Genomic DNA, 21,146 nt, shown 5'->3' on the forward strand with positions numbered 1-21,146 from the left:
CGGAGCCTTGCCGTCATGCAGGACGGGCTTGAAACGAGGACCATGATCGTCTATATCAGCTTCAAATTCTTGGTCGGTATGACGAAGAGTGGGTCCACCCGGTCCCGCTCTTTTTTATTACCTGCCGGCCAAATAGGAATCGAGCGACAGGGACCGAATGACAGTGACGGCAAGCGAAGGCGACGACCGCATCATCCGCGAAAGCGGCATCGATGCGCGCATCGCGCTGATCGTTCAGCCGGTACTGCGCGCCATTGGCTTCCGCTTGGTACGTGTGCACCTGTCGGGCCAGAACGGGCTGACGCTGCAGATCATGGCCGAGCGCGAGGACGGCACCATGACGGTCGAAGATTGTGAAGAGGTCAGCCGGGCGGTGTCGCCGGCTCTCGATGTCGATGATCCGATCGAGAAGGCTTATCATCTCGAAGTGTCGTCGCCGGGCATCGACCGGCCGCTGGTCCGCAAATCGGACTTTGCAGCCTGGACCGGCCACCTGGTGAAGATGGAAACATCGGTTCTCGTCGCCGACCGCAAGCGCTTCAAGGGCAAGATCGCCGAAAGCGACGCGGACGGTGTGCTGATCGAGCGCGACAAGGCCGCTTACGGCGAGGAGCCGACGGTGCGTGTTCCCTACGACGCGATTGCCGAAGCGCGGCTGGTCCTGACCGACGATCTTATCCGCGATGCGCTGTCGAAGGACAATCGGGCGCGCAAGGAAGCCAGGAAACGCCGCGGCGAACCCGAAGACGCACCAGAGGGTGCGGAAGACGAAACCGAACAGGAAATGTGATTGGGCTGCCGGCCGTAAAGGTCGGCAACAAGCTCGGGAGAAAGAAGATGGTTGTAAGCGCCAACAGGCTTGAACTGCTGCAGATCGCCGATGCGGTCGCGCGTGAAAAGTCGATCGACAAGTCGATCGTCATCGCCGCCATGGCCGATGCGATCCAGAAGGCCGCGCGCTCGCGCTACGGCCAGGAAACCAATATCCGGGCCGATATCAATCCGAATACCGGCGAGATGAAGCTGCAGCGGCTGATGGAAGTGGTCGAGAAGGTCGACGACTACGCGACCCAGATTGCCATTTCCTCGGCACGCGAGCGCAATCCGGATGCCCAGCTCGGCGATTTCATCGCCGAACAGCTGCCGCCGATGGATTTTGGCCGTATCGCCGCCCAGTCGGCCAAGCAGGTCATCGTGCAGAAGGTGCGCGAGGCCGAGCGCGACCGGCAATATGACGAATACAAGGACCGTATCGGCGAGATCGTCAACGGTACCGTCAAGCGCGTCGAATACGGTAACGTCATCGTCGATCTCGGCCGCGGCGAAGCGATCATCCGCCGCGACGAGCTGATTCCGCGCGAAAACTACAAATATGGTGATCGCGTCCGCGCCTATGTCTATGACGTGCGTCGCGAACAGCGCGGCCCGCAGATCTTCCTGTCGCGCACCCATCCGCAGTTCATGGCGAAGCTGTTCACGATGGAAGTGCCGGAAATCTACGACGGCATCATCGAGATCAAGTCGGTCGCCCGCGATCCCGGTTCGCGCGCCAAGATCGCTGTCATCTCGCGCGACAGCTCGATCGATCCGGTCGGCGCCTGCGTCGGCATGCGCGGCAGCCGCGTCCAGGCGGTCGTCGGTGAATTGCAGGGCGAGAAGATCGACATCATTCCGTGGTCGCCTTCGGCCGCGTCCTTCATCGTCAATGCGTTGCAGCCGGCGGAAGTCGCCAAGGTCGTGCTCGACGAGGATGCCGAGCGCATCGAGGTCGTCGTTCCCGACGATCAGCTGTCGCTGGCCATCGGCCGCCGTGGCCAAAACGTCCGTCTTGCCTCGCAGCTCACCGGCTGGGACATCGATATCCTGACGGAGCAGGAAGAGAGCGAACGCCGCCAGAAGGAATTCGTCGAACGGTCGTCGCTGTTCATGGAAGCCCTCGACGTCGACGAGATGGTCGGTCAGGTGCTCGCTTCCGAAGGCTTCACCAGCGTCGAGGAGGTCGCGTATGTCGACTCCGGTGAAATCGCGTCGATCGACGGCTTCGACGAGGACACGGCTTCGGAAATCCAGACCCGCGCCCGCGAATATCTGGAAAAGATCGAAGCCGAGCATGACGAGAAGCGCAAGGCGCTCGGCGTCAAGGACGAATTGCGCGAGATTCCCGGCATCACCACCGCAATGATGGTGACGCTCGGCGAGGACGGCGTGAAGACGATCGAGGATTTCGCCGGCTACGCCGCCGACGACCTGACCGGTTGGAAGGAACGCAAGGACGGCGAGACGAAGGTATTCCCGGGTGTGCTCGCCAACCACGGCGTGTCGCGCGCCGATGCCGAGCAGATGGTCTTGGCCGCTCGCCTGAAGGCTGGCTGGATCACCGAAGACGAGCTTGCCGCCGAGGGCGCGCCGGCTGACGAAACCGTCGGTGCGTGAGGTGAAACCGCATCGCACCGAACCCGCCCTTGGACGAGATGAACGATCGCACCTGCATCGTCACCCGCAGGCAAGCCGAACCGGATGAGCTGATCCGTTTCGTCGTCGGCCCGGATTCGGCCGTCGTTCCGGACATCAAGAGAAACCTGCCCGGCCGCGGTTGCTGGGTGACGGCCGACCGCCTACATATAGAAAAGGCAGCGGCCAAAAACCTGTTTGCCCGTGCTTTTAAGGCGCAGGTGACCGTGCCGGCCGATCTTGGTGGTATGGTCGACGCGCTGCTTTCCAGGTCCGCTTTGGGCATGCTTGGCCTGGCCCGCAAGGCGGGCGCCATAGCGCTCGGAGCGACCAAGGTCGAGAGCGCCGTGCGCGGCGGACTTGCACTTTTCGTGCTCCACGCGACCGAGGCTTCCGACGATGGCGTCCGCAAGATAAGCCAGGCGCGACGGGCAACCGTCCACCTCGGCGGGCCTGCGATCCGCGCTTACAAACTTTTCTCCGAGGCCGAGTTGAGCTTGGCATTGGGGGGTACAAATGTGATACATGCTGCCGTTCTCGCGGGAGACGCGGGCAGGGCGGTCCAGAAGCGCATGGTTGCGCTCGACCGATATCGGGGCGGTTCCCCGGACGATCTGGCAATGCTTGCGGCCGTTGCTGACGAAGATGATGCCGCAGAGGATATGGAATGAGCGATACGAAATCGGGCGACGACAAGACGCTGAGTGTTACGCCGAAGAAGACCTTGACGCTGAAGCGCCCCGGTATGGAGCAGGGCACTGTGCGCCAGAACTTCTCGCACGGCCGCACCAAGTCGGTGGTCGTCGAGACCAAGAAGCGCAAGTTCTCGCTGCCCGGCGACAAGCCGGAGCCGGCGGCAGCGCCTGTATCCGTCTTCACGCCGAAGCCGGTCGCGGCAGCGCCTGCTGTGCAGGAAGCTCCCAAGGCGCCGCCGCCTCCGCCGCCGGTCGAACGCGGCGGCATGGTGCTGAACGAGTTGTCGCGCCAGGAAATGGAAGCACGCCGCAGGGCTCTCGAGGGCTCGAAGGTCCGCGACGTCGAGGATCGCCAGCGCGCCATCGAGGAAGCCAAGCGCCGCAGCGAGGACGAAGAGCGCCGCCGCCGCGAGCGCGAGGAATCGGCTCGACGTCAGGCCGAGGAAGAGGCACGGCTGCAAGCCGAGGCCGAATCCCGCCGCCGTGCCGAGGAAGAGGCGCGCCGCCGTGCGCCGCTGGCCGCCGAACTGGCGACAGTGGATGACGAGGAAGAGGTCAAGCCGAAGCGGACCGGTGCCGGTGCACCAGTGCGCCGTCTGGTCACGCCCGAAGTGGCGCGTCCGGCCAAGCCGACCAAGGGCGAGGAAGACCGCCGCCGCGGCAAGCTGACGCTGAATTCGGCTCTTTCCGACGAGGATGCGCGCGCCCGCTCGCTCTCGTCGATGCGCCGCCGTCAGGAGAAATTCAAGCGCGCGTTGCATAACGAGCCACGCGAGAAAGTCATGCGTGAAGTGATCCTGCCCGAAACCATCACCATCCAGGAGCTGGCGCAGCGCATGTCCGAGCGCGCTGTCGACGTGGTCAAGTTCTTCATGAAGCAGGGCCAGATCCTGAAGCCTGGCGACGTGATCGACGCCGACACGGCCGAACTCGTCGCCACCGAATTTGGCCACACGGTCCGCCGCGTCGCCGAGTCCGACATCGAAGAGGGCTTGTTCAACATCGCCGATCGTCCCGAGGACCTGCAGCCGCGTCCGCCGGTGGTAACGATCATGGGCCATGTCGATCACGGCAAGACCTCGTTGCTCGATGCCATCCGCAATGCCAACGTCGTGTCCGGCGAAGCCGGCGGCATTACCCAGCATATCGGCGCTTATCAGGTCGAGAAGAACGGTCACAAGATCACCTTCATCGACACGCCCGGCCACGCCGCCTTCACCGCGATGCGTGCCCGCGGCGCCCAGGCGACCGATATCGCCATCCTCGTGGTGGCAGCCGACGACAGCGTCATGCCGCAGACGATCGAATCGATCAATCACGCCAAGGCGGCCGGCGTTCCGATCATCGTGGCGATCAACAAGATCGACAAGCATGACGCCGATCCGCAGAAGGTGCGTTCGGAACTGCTGCGCCACGAGGTGTTCGTCGAATCGATGGGCGGCGAGGTGCTGGATGTCGAGGTGTCGGCGACCAAGGGCATCAATCTCGACAAGTTGCTCGAAGCGATCCTGCTGCAGGCCGAAATCCTCGACCTGAAGGCCAATCCGGACCGCACCGCCGAAGGCGTTGTCATCGAAGCCCAGCTCGACAAGGGCCGCGGCCCAGTCGCTACCGTGCTGGTGCAGACCGGCACGCTGATGCCGGGCGACATTCTCGTCGCCGGCAACGAATGGGGCCGGGTACGCGCGCTCGTCAACGATCGCGGCGAGCAGGTCAAGGAAGCGCCGCCGGCAATGCCGGTGGAAGTCCTCGGTCTGCAAGGTACGCCGTTGGCCGGCGACCGTTTCGCCGTTGTCAACAACGAAGCCCGCGCCCGCGAGATCACCGAATATCGCCAGCGTCTGGCGCGTGAGAAGGCGGTGGCCAGGCATGCCGGCCAGCGCGGCTCGCTTGAACAGATGATGTCGCAGTTGCAGACCAGCGGATTGAAGGAATTCCCGCTGGTCATCAAGGGCGACGTGCAGGGCTCGATCGAAGCGATCAACGCGGCGCTCGACAATCTCGGAACCGACGAGGTGCGCGCCCGCATCGTCCATGCCGGGGCTGGCGGCATCACCGAAAGCGACGTGTCGCTGGCGGAAACCTCGGGGGCTGCGATCATCGGCTTCAACGTTCGCGCCAATGCGCAGGCCCGCGCGGCCGCGGCTGCGGCAGGCATCGAGATCCGCTACTATTCGATCATCTACAATCTGGTCGATGATGTGAAAGCGGCGCTCTCCGGCCTGCTCTCGCCGGAGCGTCGCGAGACCTTTATCGGCAATGCCGAGATCCTCGAGATCTTCGACATCACCAAGGTCGGCAAGATCGCCGGCTGCCGTGTCACCGAAGGCAAGGTCGAACGTGGTGCGGGCGTGCGCCTGATCCGCGACAATGTCGTCATCCACGAAGGCACGCTGAAGACCCTGAAGCGCTTCAAGGACGAGGTTTCGGAAGTTCCGGGAGGCCAGGAATGCGGCATGGCCTTCCAGAACTACGAGGACATGCGCGTCGGCGACGTCATCGAGTGCTTCCGAGTCGAGATGGTGACCAGGACGCTATAGAAGGTTCGGTTTGCCGATGGAGATTGGCTTCACGCCGAACTATGAGGAATCGATCATTGCGGGTCGCGCAGCGGCCCGCAATGCGTTTAGCTTTTGGCAGAGATACTGGTGCTGGCCTGTTTATCTGCTTCTGGGTCTAGCCATTGGCTGGTTCTTAGGCTGGTCGTGGGCCCATTGGGGCCGTTCTCTGGGCAGGGTGGGCGGACTCGCGGCTTCCGCATCGATAGCATTTTTACTCTATTTCGCAGGCGCCAAGCTCGTAATGAGGCTTGCCCGGCGTCTGGGTATTCGCTGGATAAGACAACGAAGAACTGAAACAGCGGTTGTTTTTTCCATCGAAGCAGACGGGTTGCAGTGGAAAAGCGCCCACAGCCTTATGAGATTGGGTTTTCCGGACATCGATCAGATATACGAGACGGAGAGACTAGTGGGGTTTGTTTCAGCTGGATCAGCACACTATGTGCCCAAACGCGCGTTCGGCTCATCTGACGAAAGTCGAACGTTTGTAAGAGATGTTTTCCAACGTCTCTCCGACGACGCAAAGCAGCGTTCACTCAAGCAAAACTCAATACGCGTTGTGGTATCCTGATAAGTCGGCGCATCAACCCGATCTCGGCGCGACAGTCTGGAAAGAAAAATGATAGCATCTACCAAAGGCCCCTCCCAGCGCATGCTGCGCGTCGGCGAGCAGGTGCGCCATGCGCTGTCCGAGACTTTGCAGCGCGGCGAGATCCTCGATCCGCTGATCGAGAATGCCGTGGTCTCGGTCTCCGAAGTGCGTATGTCGCCCGATCTGAAGATCGCCACCGCCTTCGTCTCGCCGCTCGGCGCCAAGGATGCCGGTGCGGTGGTCGAAGCGCTCAACAAGCATGCGAAGTTTGTTCGCGGCCGCGTCTCCGGCGCGCTGCGGCAGATGAAGTACATGCCGGAATTCCGCTTCCGGCTCGATACCAGCTACGACAATTTCCAGAAGATCAACGAATTGCTGCACTCGCCCGAAGTGGCGCGCGATCTCAGCGCCGACGACAAAGACAAAGACGACCGGAAGGACAGCGAATAGTGGCGCGTCGCGGCAAGAAGAAGGGCCGGCCGATCTCGGGCTGGCTGGTACTGGACAAGCCGGTCGGCATGGGCTCGACCGAAGCCGTCTCCAAGATCAAATGGCTGTTCCAGGCGGAGAAGGCCGGCCATGCCGGCACGCTCGACCCGCTGGCGTCCGGCATGCTGCCGATAGCACTTGGTGAAGCGACCAAGACCGTGCCTTACGTCCAGGACGGTGCCAAGGTCTACCGCTTCACGGTTGCCTGGGGCGAGGAGCGTTCGACCGACGACCTCGAAGGCCCGGCGACCAAAAGCTCGGATCGTCGTCCGGCTGAAGCCGACGTACGGGCGCTGCTTTCGAAATATACCGGCGTCATCATGCAGACGCCGCCGCAATTTTCGGCGATCAAGATCGCCGGCGAGCGCGCCTATGATCTTGCTCGCGATGGCGAGACGGTCGACATTCCGGCACGCGAGGTCGAGATCGGCCGGCTCGACGTGGTCGAGCACATGGCCGATCGCACCATCTTCGAGGTCGAATGCGGCAAGGGCACCTATGTCCGCTCGCTGGCGCGCGACATGGGCCGCGACCTCGGCTGCTTTGGTCACATCGCCGAGCTGCGGCGGGTCGAGGTCGAGCCGTTCACGCAGGACGATTTCGTCACCCTGGCCGAGCTGGAGGCCGCCCGCTTCGGCGAACAGAGCGGGGAAGGTTCGCTAGCAGCGGACGCGCCGATCGACTTCGGTGCCATCGATGCACTTCTGGTCGACACCGCGGCGGCGCTCGAATGCCTGCCGCAAGTCGCGATCAGCGATGATGCGGCAACCAAAATCCGCCTCGGTAATCCGGTCATCATTCGCGGCCGTGACGCGCCGGTAGAAGCTGAAGAGGCCTGCGCCACCGCGCGCGGCAAGCTGGTCGCCATCGGCGCCATCGAGCAAGGCATGTTCAAGCCAAAGCGGGTCTTTATCGGGTAACAGCTGTCTCTCGGCGCATGATCTCCAAACCGGATTCTATTTTGGGAAAGGATCATGCGCTAAATCAACAGGGCTACGGCGTCGTTTGCCGTCCGAAGGGATGCGCGGCGCTGTAGGGCCATCCGACGCTGCACTCGAGGGGGCATATGGCAAAGGCTGAGACGGGCAGGAAGCGGGCGGTGCTCAACACACGGCGGCCGCCGGTCGGGGCTTCGCCCGGCACGCTGATCGCCGACCCGGCGGCACGCCGCTCCGAGCTCAGGCTGACGTTGATCTCGCCCGAGAAGTTCAAGACCATCGACAATGCCAGCATCGACGACGTCGACACCCATTGCCACAATTGGCCGGTCATCTGGCTCGATTGCACAGGCCTCGCCAACATCCGGCTGATCGAGGAGATCGGCCGGATATTCAACCTGCATCCGCTGGCGCTGGAAGATGTCGTCAACACGGGCCAGCGGCCGAAGGTGGATTTCTTCGAGGACCATGCCTTTGTCGTCGTCAGGATGATCGACGATGTCACCGCGCATCGCTACGAACAGATCACCGTCTTCTTCGGCAAGAACTTCGTCGTCACCTTCCAGGAGCGCGAAGGCGACCCGTTCGATCCCGTGCGCAAGCGAATCGCAAGCTCGGTGCCCAACCGCTTGCGCTCGCGCGGCGCCGACTATCTCGCCTATGCTTTGATCGACGCCATCGTCGACAGCTATTTCCCGCCGATCGAGGCTGCCGGCGAATTGGTCGACAGCATCGAGGACCAGATGCTGAACCAGGCGCACAAGCACCAGATGCGGCAGCTTCACGAATTGCGGCGCGATGCCAATGTGCTGAAGGGCGTGCTTTGGCCGATGCGCGATGCGCTGGCGACCATGATCCGCAACGACGTGCCCTATGTGAAGGCCGAAACCAAGATATTTCTGAACGACACGCTCGATCATTCGCTGCGATTGATCGAACTGGTCGAAACCCAGCGCGACATGCTGACCGGCCTGATCGAGATGCACTTGTCGCTCAGCCAGGCGCGCACCAACGACGTCATCAGTTATCTGACGATCGTCTCGGTGATCTTCCTGCCGCTCACATTTCTCGTCGGCGTGTGGGGATGAATTTCGACCCCGACACCTCGCCCTGGAATATGCCGGAGCTAAAAGCCTATTACGGCTATCCCCTGTCGCTCGTCTTCATGCTGCTCGTTGCGGTCGGGCTCTACGCGTACTTCAAATGGAAGAAATGGCTCTGACCGAGCGGAAGTGCCCGTTTATGCAGCAAAAAGCCGGCCTGTGAATTGGGCTGGCCTTTTTGTCGGAATTGCACTATATGCGCCGCAGTTTCGCGCTTTGACGCGTTGCTTGCACCGGCCCCTGCTGGACGACATCCCGGCTGAGGGCGTCCCGTTTCCTCAAACACACAAGGAAAAACACGATGTCGATTACTGCCGAACGCAAGAAGGAATTGATGGGCGAATTCGCAACCGCCAAGGGCGACACCGGGTCTCCGGAAGTCCAGGTGGCTATCCTTTCCGAGCGCATCAAGAACCTGACCGACCATTTCAAGGACCACAAGAAGGATAACCATTCCCGCCGTGGTCTGCTCGCTCTCGTTTCCCAGCGCCGCAGCCTGCTTGATTATCTCAAGCGCAAGGACGACGCGCGCTATCAGACGCTGATCGAGAAGCTCGGTCTGCGCCGTTGACGAATTGACCGGCGGGTTCTTTCGAGAGCCCGCCGGTCGCGCATTGGAGCATCGGGTCATCCAAGGCTCCAATGAAGAAAGTAGAGCGCCGCGCATCGGTTTGGATGCGCAAAGGACGCTCTGAAGTTTAGATTTGCGCGGGATATTTTCCGAAAACCTGGTTTTCGGGTTCACGCGCAAGGCCAGTCGGATCGATTGGCCAACCGGTTTCGAAACAGCAGAGGGCCACTCGAAACCGCCCATGGACGGTCATGGGGCAGGATTGCAGGACGCTCGTGCGGCACCGCGCCGAATAAGCCGAGCCTCCCGTTGTCTTGCCCGTGGCTGCCCGAGAAAGGAAGCCAAGGGAAAGGGGCATCCGCGCACGCTGAAACGGCGCGGCCCTTTCCGCATACGAAGGACAAGACATGTTCAATTACCACAAAGTGGAAATCGAATGGGGCGGCCGTCCGCTCATTCTCGAAACCGGCAAGATCGCACGTCAGGCTGACGGCGCGGTGCTGGCCACCTATGGCGAAACCAAGGTTCTCGCCACCGTCGTCTCGATGAAAGAGCCGAAGCCCGGCCTCGACTTCTTTCCGCTGACGGTCAACTACCAGGAAAAGACTTACGCCGCCGGCAAGATCCCGGGTGGCTATTTCAAGCGTGAAGGCCGTCCGAGCGAGAAGGAAACACTGGTTTCCCGCCTGATCGACCGCCCGATCCGCCCGCTCTTCGCCGAGGGCTACAAGAACGACACCCAGATCGTCGTCACCGTCGTCCAGCACGATCTCGAAAATGACCCGGACATTCTGTCGATCGTCGCCACATCCGCCGCCTTGACCTTGTCCGGCGTGCCGTTCATGGGCCCGGTTGGCGGCGCCCGCGTCGGCTACATCAACGGCGAATACGTGCTCAACCCGCATGTCGACGAGATGCAGGAATCGAAGCTCGACCTGGTCGTCGCCGGCACCGCCGACGCCGTGCTGATGGTCGAGTCCGAAGCCAAGGAACTCGGCGAGGACCTGATGCTCGGCGCCGTCATGTTCGGCCACAGGGGCTTCCAGCCGGTGATCGACGCGATCATCAAGCTGGCCGAAGTCGCCGCCAAGGACCCGCGCGACTTCACCGCGCCGGACTATTCCGCACTTGAAGCCGAGATGCTGAAGATCGTCGAAGGCGAGCTTCGCGACGCCTACAAGATCACCGACAAGCAGAAGCGCTATGCCGCCGTCGACGCCGTCAAGGCGAAGGTCAAGGCCGCGTTCGCGCCGGCAGAAGGCGAAGAGGCCAAATACACGTCCGAACAGATCGGCACCGTGTTCAAGGAACTCCAGGCCAAGGTCGTGCGCTGGAACATCCTCGACACCGGCTCGCGCATCGACGGCCGCGACCTGAAGACGGTCCGCAAGATCGTCTCGGAAGTCGGCGTCCTGCCGCGCACGCACGGCTCGGCGTTGTTCACCCGCGGCGAGACCCAGGCGCTGGTCGTCGCCACGCTCGGCACCGGCGAGGACGAGCAGTATGTCGATTCGCTGACCGGCATGTACAAGGAGAAGTTCCTCCTGCACTACAACTTCCCTCCCTATTCGGTCGGTGAAACCGGCCGCATGGGTTCGCCGGGCCGCCGCGAAATCGGCCACGGCAAGCTCGCCTGGCGCGCCATCCGGCCGATGCTGCCGACCGCCGACCAGTTCCCCTATACGTTGCGCGTCGTTTCGGAGATCACCGAGTCCAACGGCTCGTCGTCGATGGCTACCGTCTGCGGCACCTCGCTGGCGCTGATGGACGCCGGCGTGCCGCTTGCCAAGCCGGTCGCCGGCATTGCGATGGGCCTGATCAAGGAAGGCGAGCGCTTCGCCGTGCTCTCCGACATCCTTGGCGACGAGGACCACCTCGGCGACATGGACTTCAAGGTTGCCGGCACCGCCTACGGCATCACCTCGCTGCAGATGGACATCAAGATCGAGGGCATCACCGAGGAGATCATGAAGATCGCGCTCGACCAGGCCAAGGATGGCCGTCAGCACATTCTCGGCGAAATGGCCCATGCGTTGTCCGGCGCACGTGCCGAGCTCGGCGAGTTCGCGCCGCGCATTGAGGTCATGCACATCCCGACCGACAAGATCCGCGACGTGATCGGCTCGGGTGGCAAGGTCATCCGCGAGATCGTCGAAAAGACCGGCGCCAAGATCAACATCGAGGACGACGGCACGGTCAAGATCGCTTCGGCCAATGCCAAGGAGATCGAGGCGGCGAAGAAATGGATACACACCATCGTCGCCGAGCCGGAAGTCGGTGAAATCTACGAAGGCACGGTCGTCAAGACCGCCGACTTCGGCGCTTTCGTCAATTTCTTCGGTCCGCGTGACGGCCTCGTCCACATCTCGCAGCTCGCTAATGACCGCGTCGCCAAGACCTCCGATGTGGTCAAGGAAGGCGACAAGGTCTGGGTCAAGCTGATGGGCTTCGACGAGCGCGGCAAGGTTCGCCTGTCGATGAAGGTCGTTGACCAGGCTACCGGCAAGGAAATCGTGCGCGACAAGAAGAGCGAAGGCGAAGAAAACGCCGCCTAAGCTGATCTAACTATGCAATCGAAGCGGGCGGGCCGGAAGGTCGCGCCCGTTTGCATTTCAACAACAGCCTTGCAGAGTAGGTGAATGTCCGCCGAGCCGCTGAAGACGCTTTTCCATCCATTCGAGGCCGGGGCTGTTTCCCTGCCAGGAAAGGATGAACGCATTCTCTTTCTCGGTGCCGAGCCCGGCTTTCGCTTGCCTGAAGGCTTTGATGCCAGGCTTCATCTCGTCCAAGGCTTCCGGCCGCATTTTCGCGCCTTGCAGGCATCCGGCTTCACGGTGACGCCGCAGGTCGAAGGCGAGACTTTCGACGCGGCATTTGTGCTCGCCGGCCGCCATCGCGGCCAAAACGAGTTGCGCGTCGCCGAAGCGGTCGAACGCGTGGCACCAGGCGGGTTGATCGTCGTCGCGGGCGGCAAGGACGATGGCATCGCCAGCCTGCGCAAGCATGTCGGCGCCCTTGTGCCGCTCGAAGGCCACCTGCCGAAGCATCACGGCATTGCTTTCTGGTTTCGCAGGCCGGCCGATACCATTGCCGCGGCAACGCTTCGCGCCGCCAATCCGGACTTGGTGGTCGAGGACCGCTTCCGCACGGCCCCAGGCATGTTTTCGTTCGACAAGATCGATGCGGGATCGACGCTGCTGGTCGAAAATCTGCCCAACGATCTGCGTGGCGGCGTTGCGGATTTCTGTGCCGGTTGGGGCTATGTCGCCGCCGAAGTCGCCGCCCGTTCACCCGGCATATCGGCGCTTGACCTTTACGAAGCGGATTGCGAAGCGCTGGAGGCGGCGAAGGCCAATGTCGGCAACACAGGCGTGGAGCCACGTTTCTTCTGGATAGATCTTTTGAGCGAACCGGTCGAGCGCCGCTACGATGTGGTCGTCATGAACCCACCCTTTCACCGCAGCCGGGCGACTGAGCCGGAAATCGGTGCCGGCATGATCCGCGCGGCAGGCAAGGCGCTGAAACCGGGCGGCCGGCTGTTCATGGTGGCAAACCGTCAGCTTCCCTACGAACCGGTGCTGGCCGCTGCCTTCTCCAGCCATGCGGAGCTCGCCCGCGACGGCATGTTCAAGGTCTTCTCGGCGCGACGCTGAAATGCTGCGGGGTCAGCCGGCGATACGTCGCTCGCGCTATTCCCGCCCGCCGTCGGTCCGCTTCAACTCGTCAAGCGTCGGCATGGACACGATGTGATAGCCGGAATCGACATAGTGGATTTCGCCGGTGACGCCGGAGGACAGGTCGGACAGCAAATAAAGCGCGGAGCCGCCGACTTCGTCGATCGTCACTGTACGACGTAGCGGCGAGTTGCGCTGCTGATAGGAAAACATGTGGCGTGCGTCGGAAATCCCGGCGCCCGCAAGCGTCCGTACCGGTCCCGCCGATATGCCGTTCACCCTGATGCCGCGCGGGCCGTAGTCGTTGGCGAGATAGCGGACACTGGCCTCCAGCCCGGCCTTGGCGACGCCCATGACGTTGTAGTTCGGCATGACACGGACCGAACCGGCATAGGTCAGCGTGATCATCGAACCGCTATCCTTCATCAACGTGGCGGCGTGACGGGCGACCTCGGTGAAGGAGTAGCAGGAGATCACCATGGTGCGGATGAAGTTGTCGCGGCTGGTGTCGGCGTAGAGGCCTTTCAGCTCGTTCTTGTCGGAAAAGCCGATGGCATGGACGACGAAGTCCAGCCCGCCCCACGCCTTGCCAAGGGTCTCGAAGGTGGCAGCGACCGATGCGCTGTCCTCTACGTCGCAAGGCACGACCAGCGATGCGCCCAGTCTCTCGGCGAGAGGCTTGACCCGGCGCCCGAAGGCCTCACCCTGATAAGTGAAGGCGAGTTCCGCGCCATGTTCGGACAGTTTGCGGGCGATACCCCAGGCGATCGAATGATCGTTGGCGACACCCATGACAAGCCCGCGCTTGCCCTTCATCAATCCGTCCATGGTAGGCAAATCCTTATGCGGAATAGCGCTGGAAAATCAGCGTAGCGTTGGTGCCACCGAAACCGAACGAATTGGACAAAACGGTGTCGATCCTGGCTTCGTCGATGCGCTTGCGCACGATCGGCATGCCTTCGAATTCCGGATCGAGGTTGTCAATGTGGGCGCTCTCGCCGATGAAGCCGCCTTGCATCATCAGGATCGAGTAGATCGATTCCTGCACGCCGGCCGCACCCAGCGAATGGCCGGTCAGCGATTTGGTCGACGTGATGAAAGGCATCTTCTCGCCGAACACCTCGCGGATGGCGCCCATTTCCTTGGAATCGCCGACCGGCGTCGAAGTGCCGTGCGTATTGATGTAGTCGACCGGCGAGGACACCGTTGCGAGCGCCTGCTTCATGCAGCGCGCCGCGCCTTCGCCCGACGGCGCCACCATGTCGTAGCCGTCCGAGGTCGCGCCATAGCCGACGATCTCGGCATAGATCTTGGCGCCGCGTGCCTTGGCATGCTCGAGCTCTTCAAGAATCAGCACGCCGGCGCCGCCGGCAATGACGAAACCGTCGCGATCGACGTCATAGGCGCGGGAGGCGACCGATGCCCTGTCGTTGAACTTGGACGACATGGCGCCCATGGCATCGAAGAGATCCGACATCGTCCAGTCGAGATCCTCATGGCCGCCGGCGAAGACGATGTCCTGCTTGCCCCACTGGATCAGCTCGTAGCCATTGCCGATGCAATGCGCAGACGTCGAGCAGGCCGATGAGATCGAATAGTTGACGCCGTGGATCTTGAACCAGGTGGCAAGCGTCGCCGACGCGGTCGACGACATCGCCTTTGGCACCGCGAAGGGGCCGATCCGCTTGGGACTTCCGTTCTTGATCGTGGTCTCGGCCGCTTCGACGATTGCTCGGGTCGACGGTCCGCCGGAGCCCATCACGATGCCGGTTCGCTCGTTGGTGATGTCGGTCTCGTCGAGGCCGGCGTCTGCGATCGCCTGGTCCATTGCGACGTGGTTCCAGGCAGCACCCTGCGACAGGAAGCGCATGGCGCGACGGTCGATCATGTTCGATGGATCCAGCGTCGGCGCACCCCACACCCGGCAACGGAAGCCATGCTCGGCGAAAGAGTCGGAGAAGCTGATGCCGGACCTGGCATCGTGCAGCGAGGTCTGCACCTCGTTGGCATTGTTGCCGATCGACGACACGATGCCGAGACCTGTGACTACGACCCGTCTCATTCGCAACTCCTTCCAGCGCGGACCCTGAACCTGAAATCAATTTCCGGAACGGAACCATGCGCAAATTAAAGTGCTACAGCGTCCTTTGGACGTCCAAGACGTGGCACTGTAGGGTCTTCGTTCAGACGGCGGCCGGTTGCTTGGACAGACCGACCTTCAGATCCGTTGCCGCGTATATGGGCTCGCCATCTGCCTTCAGCCAGCCATCGGCGATGCCAAGCACAAGCCGACCGCGCATCACTCGCTTGAAGTCGACGCCATACTCCACCTTCTTGACCGAGGGCGTGACCATGCCTTTGAACCTCACCTCGCCGGTCGACAGCGCCATCCCCTTGCCGGGTTCACCGAGCCATCCGAGATAGAACCCCGTCAACTGCCACATGGCGTCCAAGCCCAGGCATCCCGGCATGATCGGATTGCCGATGAAATGGCAGGCGAAAAACCACAAATCCGGCTTGATATCGAATTCCGCGCGGATGAAACCCTTGTCGAACGCACCGCCAGTTTCGCTGATCTCGGTGATGCGGTCGAACATCAGCATCGGCGGATAGGGCAGCTGCGCATTTCCCGGTCCGAACAGCTCGCCGCGGGCGCAGGCAAGCAATTCCTCGTAACCGTAGTTGGATTTCGAACCCGCCATCAATCTCGTCCCCGTGATCGTCTCGGGCGATAGGCGCCCTTGTCGGTGGTTTCCTAACACAATCTGTTTCAGGCCGGAAACCGGCGTTTGCGCTTAACCTGCCCGTCTGCCCGGGTCAATGCGCACTATTGATCGCATTCGGTCGACAGAATATATGTCACGACACGTTCAGTTTCGGCAGATGCTCTATTTCTGCCATTTTGGGCGTGTCTGAGGCGGAACTGTGAGCGCGACGGGTAGATGGATCTGGGTTGCCGGAAGGATAATGTCGCTGTGGACAAGCGGGTTCGCGAGGCCGGTCTGAGGCCGACACGCCAGCGCATCGCGCTGGCCGATCTGCTTTTCGCCAAGGGCGACCGCCATCTTTCGGCCGAGGAACTGCACGAGGAGGCGCTTGCCGCCGGCGTGCCGGTGTCTCTGGCCACCGTCTACAATGCTCTGCACCAGTTTACCCAGGCAGGTCTTCTGCGCATCCTCGCCGTCGAGGGATCGAAGACTTATTTCGACACCAATACCTCCGATCACCATCATTTCTATATCGAGGGCGAAAACAGGATCTTCGATATCGACAGCGGCCCGGTGACGGTTTCCAACCTGCCGGAACCGCCGGAGGGCATGGAGATCGCCAATGTCGATATCGTGGTGAGACTGCGTCCGAAACGCTGCGACTGACCGGCGCCTTATGAAATTCCTGGATTTGACGCTCCGGCTCGAATGGGTCGCCGTCGCGGTGGCGGCTCTTGTCTTCTATGCAATCGCCGGTGTTTCCTGGTGGCTGTTTGCCGTGCTCATTCTGGCGCCCGACCTGTCGATGCTGGGTTACATGGCCGGGCCGCGCGTCGGGGCCGTCGCCTACAACGCCTTGCACATACTGATCTTGCCCGTTCTGCTGGCGCTTGTCGGCAGCGTGTTTGACAATGCAATGGCGATAGCTGTTGCGCTGATCTGGATCGCCCACATCGCTATCGACCGCGCTCTGGGCTATGGTTTGAAGCTGTCGAGCAGTTTCCAGGATACCCATCTCGGCCGCATCGGCCGCTAAACCATCCCCGAACCGAAGATCAGCGAAACAAATGCCGGATCCGTGCTTGCAGCGCTGGTCCGACCTCCGGTTCGGAAAAGTCAGTTCTTGACCTTTTCGCCGGGATAGGCACCCCAGACCAGCGACTGCGCGAGCCAGCCGGTGTGGCCGTCGAAGGTCATTTCGCACCACTGGCCATCGCAGGACTTGATCGTGCCCATCACCCCCGGTTCGAGGATCGCGATGACGCCTGCATCTTTTGCCGGGTCGTCGAGGAGGTTGACGCGAGCGTCCTTGCCGCGCTGCCAGGGGGCGACGATCGCCGTGCGGCGGCCCGAAAGCAGCGACTGATTGATCCAGCCTTCCGAGCCGTCGGCATCGCGCACCCGGCGCCACGTATCGAACTCCTGGATGATCTCCATCGGCAGGCCCGGCTTCATATACATCCAGTCGACGGAATAGTTGACGCCCGGCCCAACGCGCGAGTTGACGCGGCCGGATTTCAGGCTGACGAAGCGCGGCAGCGGCAAGCCGCTTGGTCCGAGCGTGACGCTCTGGGCGGGTGCCGCGGCACTTTGCGCCATCACCAGTGGGCTATGGATGAGAGCGCCGAGGAATGCTGCACTGAGGGTCAGGCGGAGCGACGCGAAACCAGACACTTTCGTTCCTTTCGGCGCCGGCCCATCGGCCTTCGCCCCTTTTTCTTTGTCTTCGGCGGAACCGCTTGTTACATGGATGACCGGTACCGCGATCGGCTCTCAGTTTCGCCGTTCTTGGTTAAAGAGGTCTCAACGAGATCGGGTTCGAGGAAACAATGGCAGGCAAAAAGAAGCCCCTCGTCATCATCACGCGCAAATTGCCCGACCCGGTCGAGACCCGCATGCGCGAATTGTTCGACGCCCGCTTGAATGTCGAGGACAGGCCGATGACGCAGCCGGAATTAGTGGCGGCGGTCAAGGAGGCCGACGTGCTGGTGCCGACCGTGACCGACAATATCGATGCGGCGCTGATTGCCCAGGCTGGCGACAACCTCAAGCTGATCGCCAATTTCGGCAATGGCGTCGACAAGATCGATGTTGCGGCAGCGGCCAAGAAAGGCATCACCGTCACTAACACGCCGAACGTGTTGACCGAAGATACGGCCGACATGACCATGGCGCTGATGCTGGCCGTGCCGCGGCGGCTGGCCGAAGGCGCCAACGTGCTGACCGGCGACAAGAAATGGGCGGGCTGGTCGCCGACCTGGATGCTCGGCCGGCGCATCTGGGGCAAACGGCTCGGCATTGTCGGCATGGGTCGCATCGGCACCGCCGTCGCCAGGCGCGCCAAGGCCTTTGGCCTCTCGATCCACTACCACAACCGCCACCGCGTGCTGCCAGCAATCGAGGACGAGTTGGAGGCGACGTATTGGGAAAGCCTCGACCAGATGCTCGCCCGCATGGACATTATCTCGGTCAATTGCCCATCGACACCGGCAACCTTCCACCTGCTTTCGGCGCGGCGGCTGGCGCTTCTGCAACCGTCAGCTTACATAGTCAACACCGCGCGCGGCGATATCATCGATGAGGAATCGCTGGTCAAGCTCATCCATGACGGCAAGATCGCTGGCGCCGGCCTCGACGTGTACGAGCACGAGCCGGCGCTGAACAGCAAGCTGCTGAAGCTCGCCCACAAAGGCAAGGTCGTGCTGTTGCCGCATATGGGTTCGGCGACGCTCGAAGGCCGTATCGACATGGGCGAGAAGGTGATCATCAACATCCGCGCCTTCTTCGACGGTCATCGCCCGCCCGACCGCGTGCTGCCGCTGCGGGCGTGACCTGCCGTCATGCCGTCATGGTCTTGCCGCGGCAACCACACGTTCGTCTTTGCACAATGTTGGCTTACGAAAGCGCCTTGCGCATGGTGATTGAGGTCGGCCGGTCGTAGCCCTTGTGCGCTGTCCGTTCGGTTTCACGAAAACCGAGGCGGACAAAGGCTGCGTGATTTCCGGTCAGCTCGATCCGGGTCTGGAGCTCGATGGCGGTCCTGTTGTGGCTGCGGGCAAGATCTTCGACGGCCTGCATCAGTCGTTTTCCAATGCCTTGTCCCTGAAGAGCCGGCTCGACCGCGAGCTTTCCAATATAGAGGTCGTCTGCGCGCTTCAGGACGAAGACGCAACCGACGATCTCGCTTTGCTTCAGCGCCAGGAATGTTGTCTCCTCCGTCGCTTTAGCTCTGAGATTTTCGACGGTGAGCCGATGCGCCGAGGATGGCGGGTCAATAACCCGGTCCATGAAGGCGAAGGCGCGCAGGACAAGTGCCAAGATCTCGTCCCAACGGTCGAAATCGGCCGCAAGCTGCACGATGGAAACGTCGGCAGGCAGGCTCACGGGCTGGTTCGCTTGTAGCGGATCGTGTCGAAGCGTGCCGCAAGCGCATCGTAGAGCAGCAGTCGTCCGACCAGCGGCTCGCCAATCCCGGTGATCAGCTTGATCGCTTCCATGGCCTGCAGCGTGCCGATGACCCCGGTCAGCGCGCCGACAATGCCGGCCACCGCGCAGGACGGCACCAGTCCCGGCGGCGGCGCCTCGGGAAAGAGATCGCGGTAGCTTGGGTTCAACGTGCCGTCCGGACCGGTTTCGAACGGTTTCAGCACGGTGACCGAGCCGTCGAAGCGGCCAACGGCGGCATGCACGAGCGGCCGGCTCTCGGCGGCGCAGGCGTCGGCCACCGCATAGCGTGTCTCGAAATTGTCGGAGCCGTCAACGACGATGTCATAACGGGCGATGAGAGCAGGGGCGTTGTCCACGGTCAGCCTGAAATTGTGCTCTTCCACGACGACGTTTGGATTGATGCGGATGATCGCCGCCCTGGCGCTGTCGGTTTTCGCCACCCCGACATCGCCCGTGGCGTGGATCACTTGTCGTTGCAGGTTGGAAAGCGAAACGATGTCGTCGTCGACGATACCGAGAGTGCCAATCCCTGCGGCGGCGAGGTATTCGAGCACCGGCGCTCCCAATCCGCCGGCGCCGATGACCAGCACCCGCGCCCGCTTCAGCCGCTGCTGGCCGGCGCCGCCGATCTCGGGCAGCACGATGTGGCGGGCGTAGCGTTCGAGCTCTTCATCGGTGAGGGCGGCTGTGATCATCGCCGGACCATATAGCGGAGGAAAAAGCTTGTCAGGTATCAATGCATGCCGCTCAGAAGTGCGCCATGAACCAAGTTCAAATGGTCGGCCTGACCGTACCGTGATCGACGGTCAGGAACTGCGCGCGTCCCTTGAGGCTGTCAAACAATGCGGCATCGGTCCCGGTCATGAAAGCCTGGCAGTTCAGCTCCTCCAGGATCGAGAACAAGGCCGCCCGTCGACCGCCGTCGAGATGGGCAGCAATCTCGTCGAGCAGCAGGATCGGCGTCATGCCCGACATCTCGCCGGTTAGCCGCGCATGCGACAAGACAATGCCGACCAGCAGCGCCTTCTGCTCACCGGTCGAACAGAGCTCGGCCGGCATCGCCTTGGGCCGGTGGCGCACCACAAGGTCGGAACGGTGCGGGCCGTCGAGCGTGCGTCCCGCAGTGCGGTCGCGGTCGCGCCCTTGGGCAAGCGCACGACGGAACCGTTCCTCGACGTCGACGGCTGGCAACATACCGATTTCGCCTTCCAGTTCGCCCGAGATGCCGATGTCGGCTTGCGGAAACGGTCCGTCGCCGGGCAGACGGTCGATCATGGCGGCGAGCAGGCGCACCAGTTCGGCACGCGCCGCGGCAATTGCCACGCCGGTCTCGGCCATTTGTATCTCGATTGCGTCGAACCAGGCACCGTCGCGCGAACCGTCGGCGAGCAGTCTGTTGCGGCCGCGCATTGCCTTTTCGTAGTCAAGCGCGCGCTGGCCGTGGCCGGGATCGATCGCCAGCACCAGCCGGTCGAGGAAGCGCCGGCGGTCGGCGGCCGGCCCGGGGAACAGGCCGTCCATGGCCGGTGTCAGCCAGACCACGCGCAGCCATTCCAGCATGTCTTCCGCTGAGCGTGCCGCCGCGCCGTTGATCCGCACCCGCCGGCCGCCTTCGCCGTCGCTGCCCGCTATCCCCGTACCAATCTCGACCTGGCCTTCCGGTCCGTCAAGCCGGGCATGCAGCGCAAAGCCACCATCGCCGCCTTCGCGCGCCACCTCGGCATAGGGTGCGCGGCGCAGGCCCCGGCCTGGCGTGAGCAGCGAGATCGCTTCAAGCAGATTGGTCTTGCCGGCGCCATTGTCGCCGGAGAAAACCACAGCGCCGGGATCAAGGTCGATTGCCAACGCCGCATAGTTGCGAAAATTCGTAAGTGTGAGCTTACTTATGTAGGTCTGCTGCGGTTTTGCAGATCTGGTCAC

Annotated in this window: 20 protein-coding genes and 1 pseudogene; 14 read left to right on the forward strand and 7 right to left on the reverse strand. The window is 62.4% G+C overall.

Features of this window, described 5'->3' with window-relative positions:
- The first annotated feature begins 157 nt into the window (after positions 1 to 157).
- The 11 genes and pseudogenes from rimP (at position 158) to NKG60_RS12145 (ending at position 13,050) form a co-directional block, all read left to right on the forward strand.
- Positions 158 to 790: a ribosome maturation factor RimP gene (gene rimP / locus NKG60_RS12095; RefSeq protein WP_023719564.1), complete on the forward strand. Its 633-nt coding sequence runs from the start codon at positions 158 to 160 to the stop codon at positions 788 to 790.
- A gap of 47 nt (positions 791 to 837) precedes the next feature.
- Positions 838 to 2,433: a transcription termination factor NusA gene (nusA, locus tag NKG60_RS12100; protein ID WP_352686820.1), complete on the forward strand. Its 1,596-nt coding sequence runs from the start codon at positions 838 to 840 to the stop codon at positions 2,431 to 2,433.
- A gap of 38 nt (positions 2,434 to 2,471) precedes the next feature.
- A complete protein-coding gene (locus tag NKG60_RS12105) occupies positions 2,472 to 3,122 on the forward strand; it encodes an RNA-binding protein (protein WP_352488163.1) in 651 nt (216 codons plus the stop codon).
- Positions 3,119 to 5,686, forward strand: a complete 2,568-nt coding sequence (infB, locus tag NKG60_RS12110) for a translation initiation factor IF-2 (RefSeq protein WP_352664270.1) — start codon at positions 3,119 to 3,121, stop codon at positions 5,684 to 5,686. Before NKG60_RS12105 ends, infB begins: the two co-directional genes overlap by 4 nt.
- Before the next feature lie 16 nt (positions 5,687 to 5,702).
- The gene (locus tag NKG60_RS12115; protein WP_352866267.1) at positions 5,703 to 6,275 is read left to right on the forward strand and encodes a YcxB family protein; all 573 of its coding nucleotides are present in this window, start codon (positions 5,703 to 5,705) and stop codon (positions 6,273 to 6,275) included.
- Between the two features lie 48 nt (positions 6,276 to 6,323).
- Positions 6,324 to 6,746, forward strand: coding sequence for a 30S ribosome-binding factor RbfA (rbfA, locus tag NKG60_RS12120; RefSeq protein ID WP_352866180.1), 423 nt, complete (start codon positions 6,324 to 6,326; stop codon positions 6,744 to 6,746).
- Entirely contained in the window at positions 6,746 to 7,705 is a 960-nt protein-coding gene (gene truB, locus NKG60_RS12125; protein WP_352866183.1) for a tRNA pseudouridine(55) synthase TruB, read from the forward strand. The genes rbfA and truB overlap by 1 nt, the downstream gene beginning before the upstream one ends.
- Before the next feature lie 146 nt (positions 7,706 to 7,851).
- Positions 7,852 to 8,945: pseudogene (gene corA, locus NKG60_RS12130) on the forward strand (magnesium/cobalt transporter CorA).
- A 140-nt stretch (positions 8,946 to 9,085) separates the two neighbouring features.
- Positions 9,086 to 9,397 (forward strand): 30S ribosomal protein S15, encoded by a 312-nt coding sequence (gene rpsO, locus NKG60_RS12135; RefSeq protein ID WP_352866269.1) that lies wholly within the window; start codon positions 9,086 to 9,088, stop codon positions 9,395 to 9,397.
- Positions 9,398 to 9,804: 407 nt separating this feature from the next.
- The gene (gene pnp, locus NKG60_RS12140; RefSeq protein ID WP_292654001.1) at positions 9,805 to 11,952 is read left to right on the forward strand and encodes a polyribonucleotide nucleotidyltransferase; all 2,148 of its coding nucleotides are present in this window, start codon (positions 9,805 to 9,807) and stop codon (positions 11,950 to 11,952) included.
- A gap of 84 nt (positions 11,953 to 12,036) precedes the next feature.
- Positions 12,037 to 13,050 carry a class I SAM-dependent methyltransferase gene (locus tag NKG60_RS12145; RefSeq protein ID WP_352866186.1) on the forward strand — a complete coding sequence of 338 codons (1,014 nt, stop codon included), beginning with the start codon at positions 12,037 to 12,039 and terminating at the stop codon, positions 13,048 to 13,050.
- A 36-nt stretch (positions 13,051 to 13,086) separates the two neighbouring features.
- On the opposite strand, the gene fabI is transcribed toward NKG60_RS12145, so the two are convergent.
- The 3 genes from fabI to fabA form a co-directional block, all read right to left on the reverse strand.
- Positions 13,087 to 13,899 carry an enoyl-ACP reductase FabI gene (fabI, locus tag NKG60_RS12150; protein ID WP_352664258.1) on the reverse strand — a complete coding sequence of 271 codons (813 nt, stop codon included), beginning with the start codon at positions 13,897 to 13,899 and terminating at the stop codon, positions 13,087 to 13,089.
- A 13-nt stretch (positions 13,900 to 13,912) separates the two neighbouring features.
- Positions 13,913 to 15,133: a beta-ketoacyl-ACP synthase I gene (gene fabB, locus NKG60_RS12155; protein ID WP_352866188.1), complete on the reverse strand. Its 1,221-nt coding sequence runs from the start codon at positions 15,131 to 15,133 to the stop codon at positions 13,913 to 13,915.
- 121 nt (positions 15,134 to 15,254) lie between these two features.
- The gene (gene fabA, locus NKG60_RS12160; protein ID WP_352866191.1) at positions 15,255 to 15,773 is read right to left on the reverse strand and encodes a 3-hydroxyacyl-[acyl-carrier-protein] dehydratase FabA; all 519 of its coding nucleotides are present in this window, start codon (positions 15,771 to 15,773) and stop codon (positions 15,255 to 15,257) included.
- A gap of 240 nt (positions 15,774 to 16,013) precedes the next feature.
- Here fabA and irrA point away from each other — a divergent pair, with 240 nt between their 5' ends.
- Complete coding sequence (gene irrA / locus NKG60_RS12165; protein ID WP_023676913.1) at positions 16,014 to 16,445, forward strand: iron response transcriptional regulator IrrA; 432 nt, start codon at positions 16,014 to 16,016, stop codon at positions 16,443 to 16,445.
- Between the two features lie 10 nt (positions 16,446 to 16,455).
- Positions 16,456 to 16,815: a DUF4260 domain-containing protein gene (locus NKG60_RS12170; protein WP_023676914.1), complete on the forward strand. Its 360-nt coding sequence runs from the start codon at positions 16,456 to 16,458 to the stop codon at positions 16,813 to 16,815.
- An 80-nt stretch (positions 16,816 to 16,895) separates the two neighbouring features.
- On the opposite strand, the gene NKG60_RS12175 is transcribed toward NKG60_RS12170, so the two are convergent.
- Complete coding sequence (locus NKG60_RS12175; RefSeq protein ID WP_023676915.1) at positions 16,896 to 17,453, reverse strand: SH3 domain-containing protein; 558 nt, start codon at positions 17,451 to 17,453, stop codon at positions 16,896 to 16,898.
- A gap of 155 nt (positions 17,454 to 17,608) precedes the next feature.
- Between NKG60_RS12175 and NKG60_RS12180 the strand changes: the two genes are divergently transcribed.
- Positions 17,609 to 18,610, forward strand: coding sequence for a 2-hydroxyacid dehydrogenase (locus NKG60_RS12180; protein WP_254816279.1), 1,002 nt, complete (start codon positions 17,609 to 17,611; stop codon positions 18,608 to 18,610).
- Between the two features lie 64 nt (positions 18,611 to 18,674).
- Here the strand turns inward: NKG60_RS12180 and NKG60_RS12185 are convergent, their stop codons facing one another.
- The 3 genes from NKG60_RS12185 to recF all read right to left on the reverse strand — a co-directional run bounded on the left by NKG60_RS12185 (position 18,675) and on the right by recF (position 21,146).
- Positions 18,675 to 19,163 carry a GNAT family N-acetyltransferase gene (locus NKG60_RS12185; RefSeq protein ID WP_352974960.1) on the reverse strand — a complete coding sequence of 163 codons (489 nt, stop codon included), beginning with the start codon at positions 19,161 to 19,163 and terminating at the stop codon, positions 18,675 to 18,677.
- Entirely contained in the window at positions 19,160 to 19,921 is a 762-nt protein-coding gene (locus tag NKG60_RS12190; protein WP_352664250.1) for a molybdopterin-synthase adenylyltransferase MoeB, read from the reverse strand. The genes NKG60_RS12185 and NKG60_RS12190 overlap by 4 nt, the downstream gene beginning before the upstream one ends.
- A gap of 76 nt (positions 19,922 to 19,997) precedes the next feature.
- Complete coding sequence (recF, locus tag NKG60_RS12195) at positions 19,998 to 21,146, reverse strand: DNA replication/repair protein RecF (RefSeq protein WP_352664248.1); 1,149 nt, start codon at positions 21,144 to 21,146, stop codon at positions 19,998 to 20,000.

It is taken from the genome of Mesorhizobium sp. M1428, assembly GCF_040317515.1.
Classification (GTDB): domain Bacteria; phylum Pseudomonadota; class Alphaproteobacteria; order Rhizobiales; family Rhizobiaceae; genus Mesorhizobium.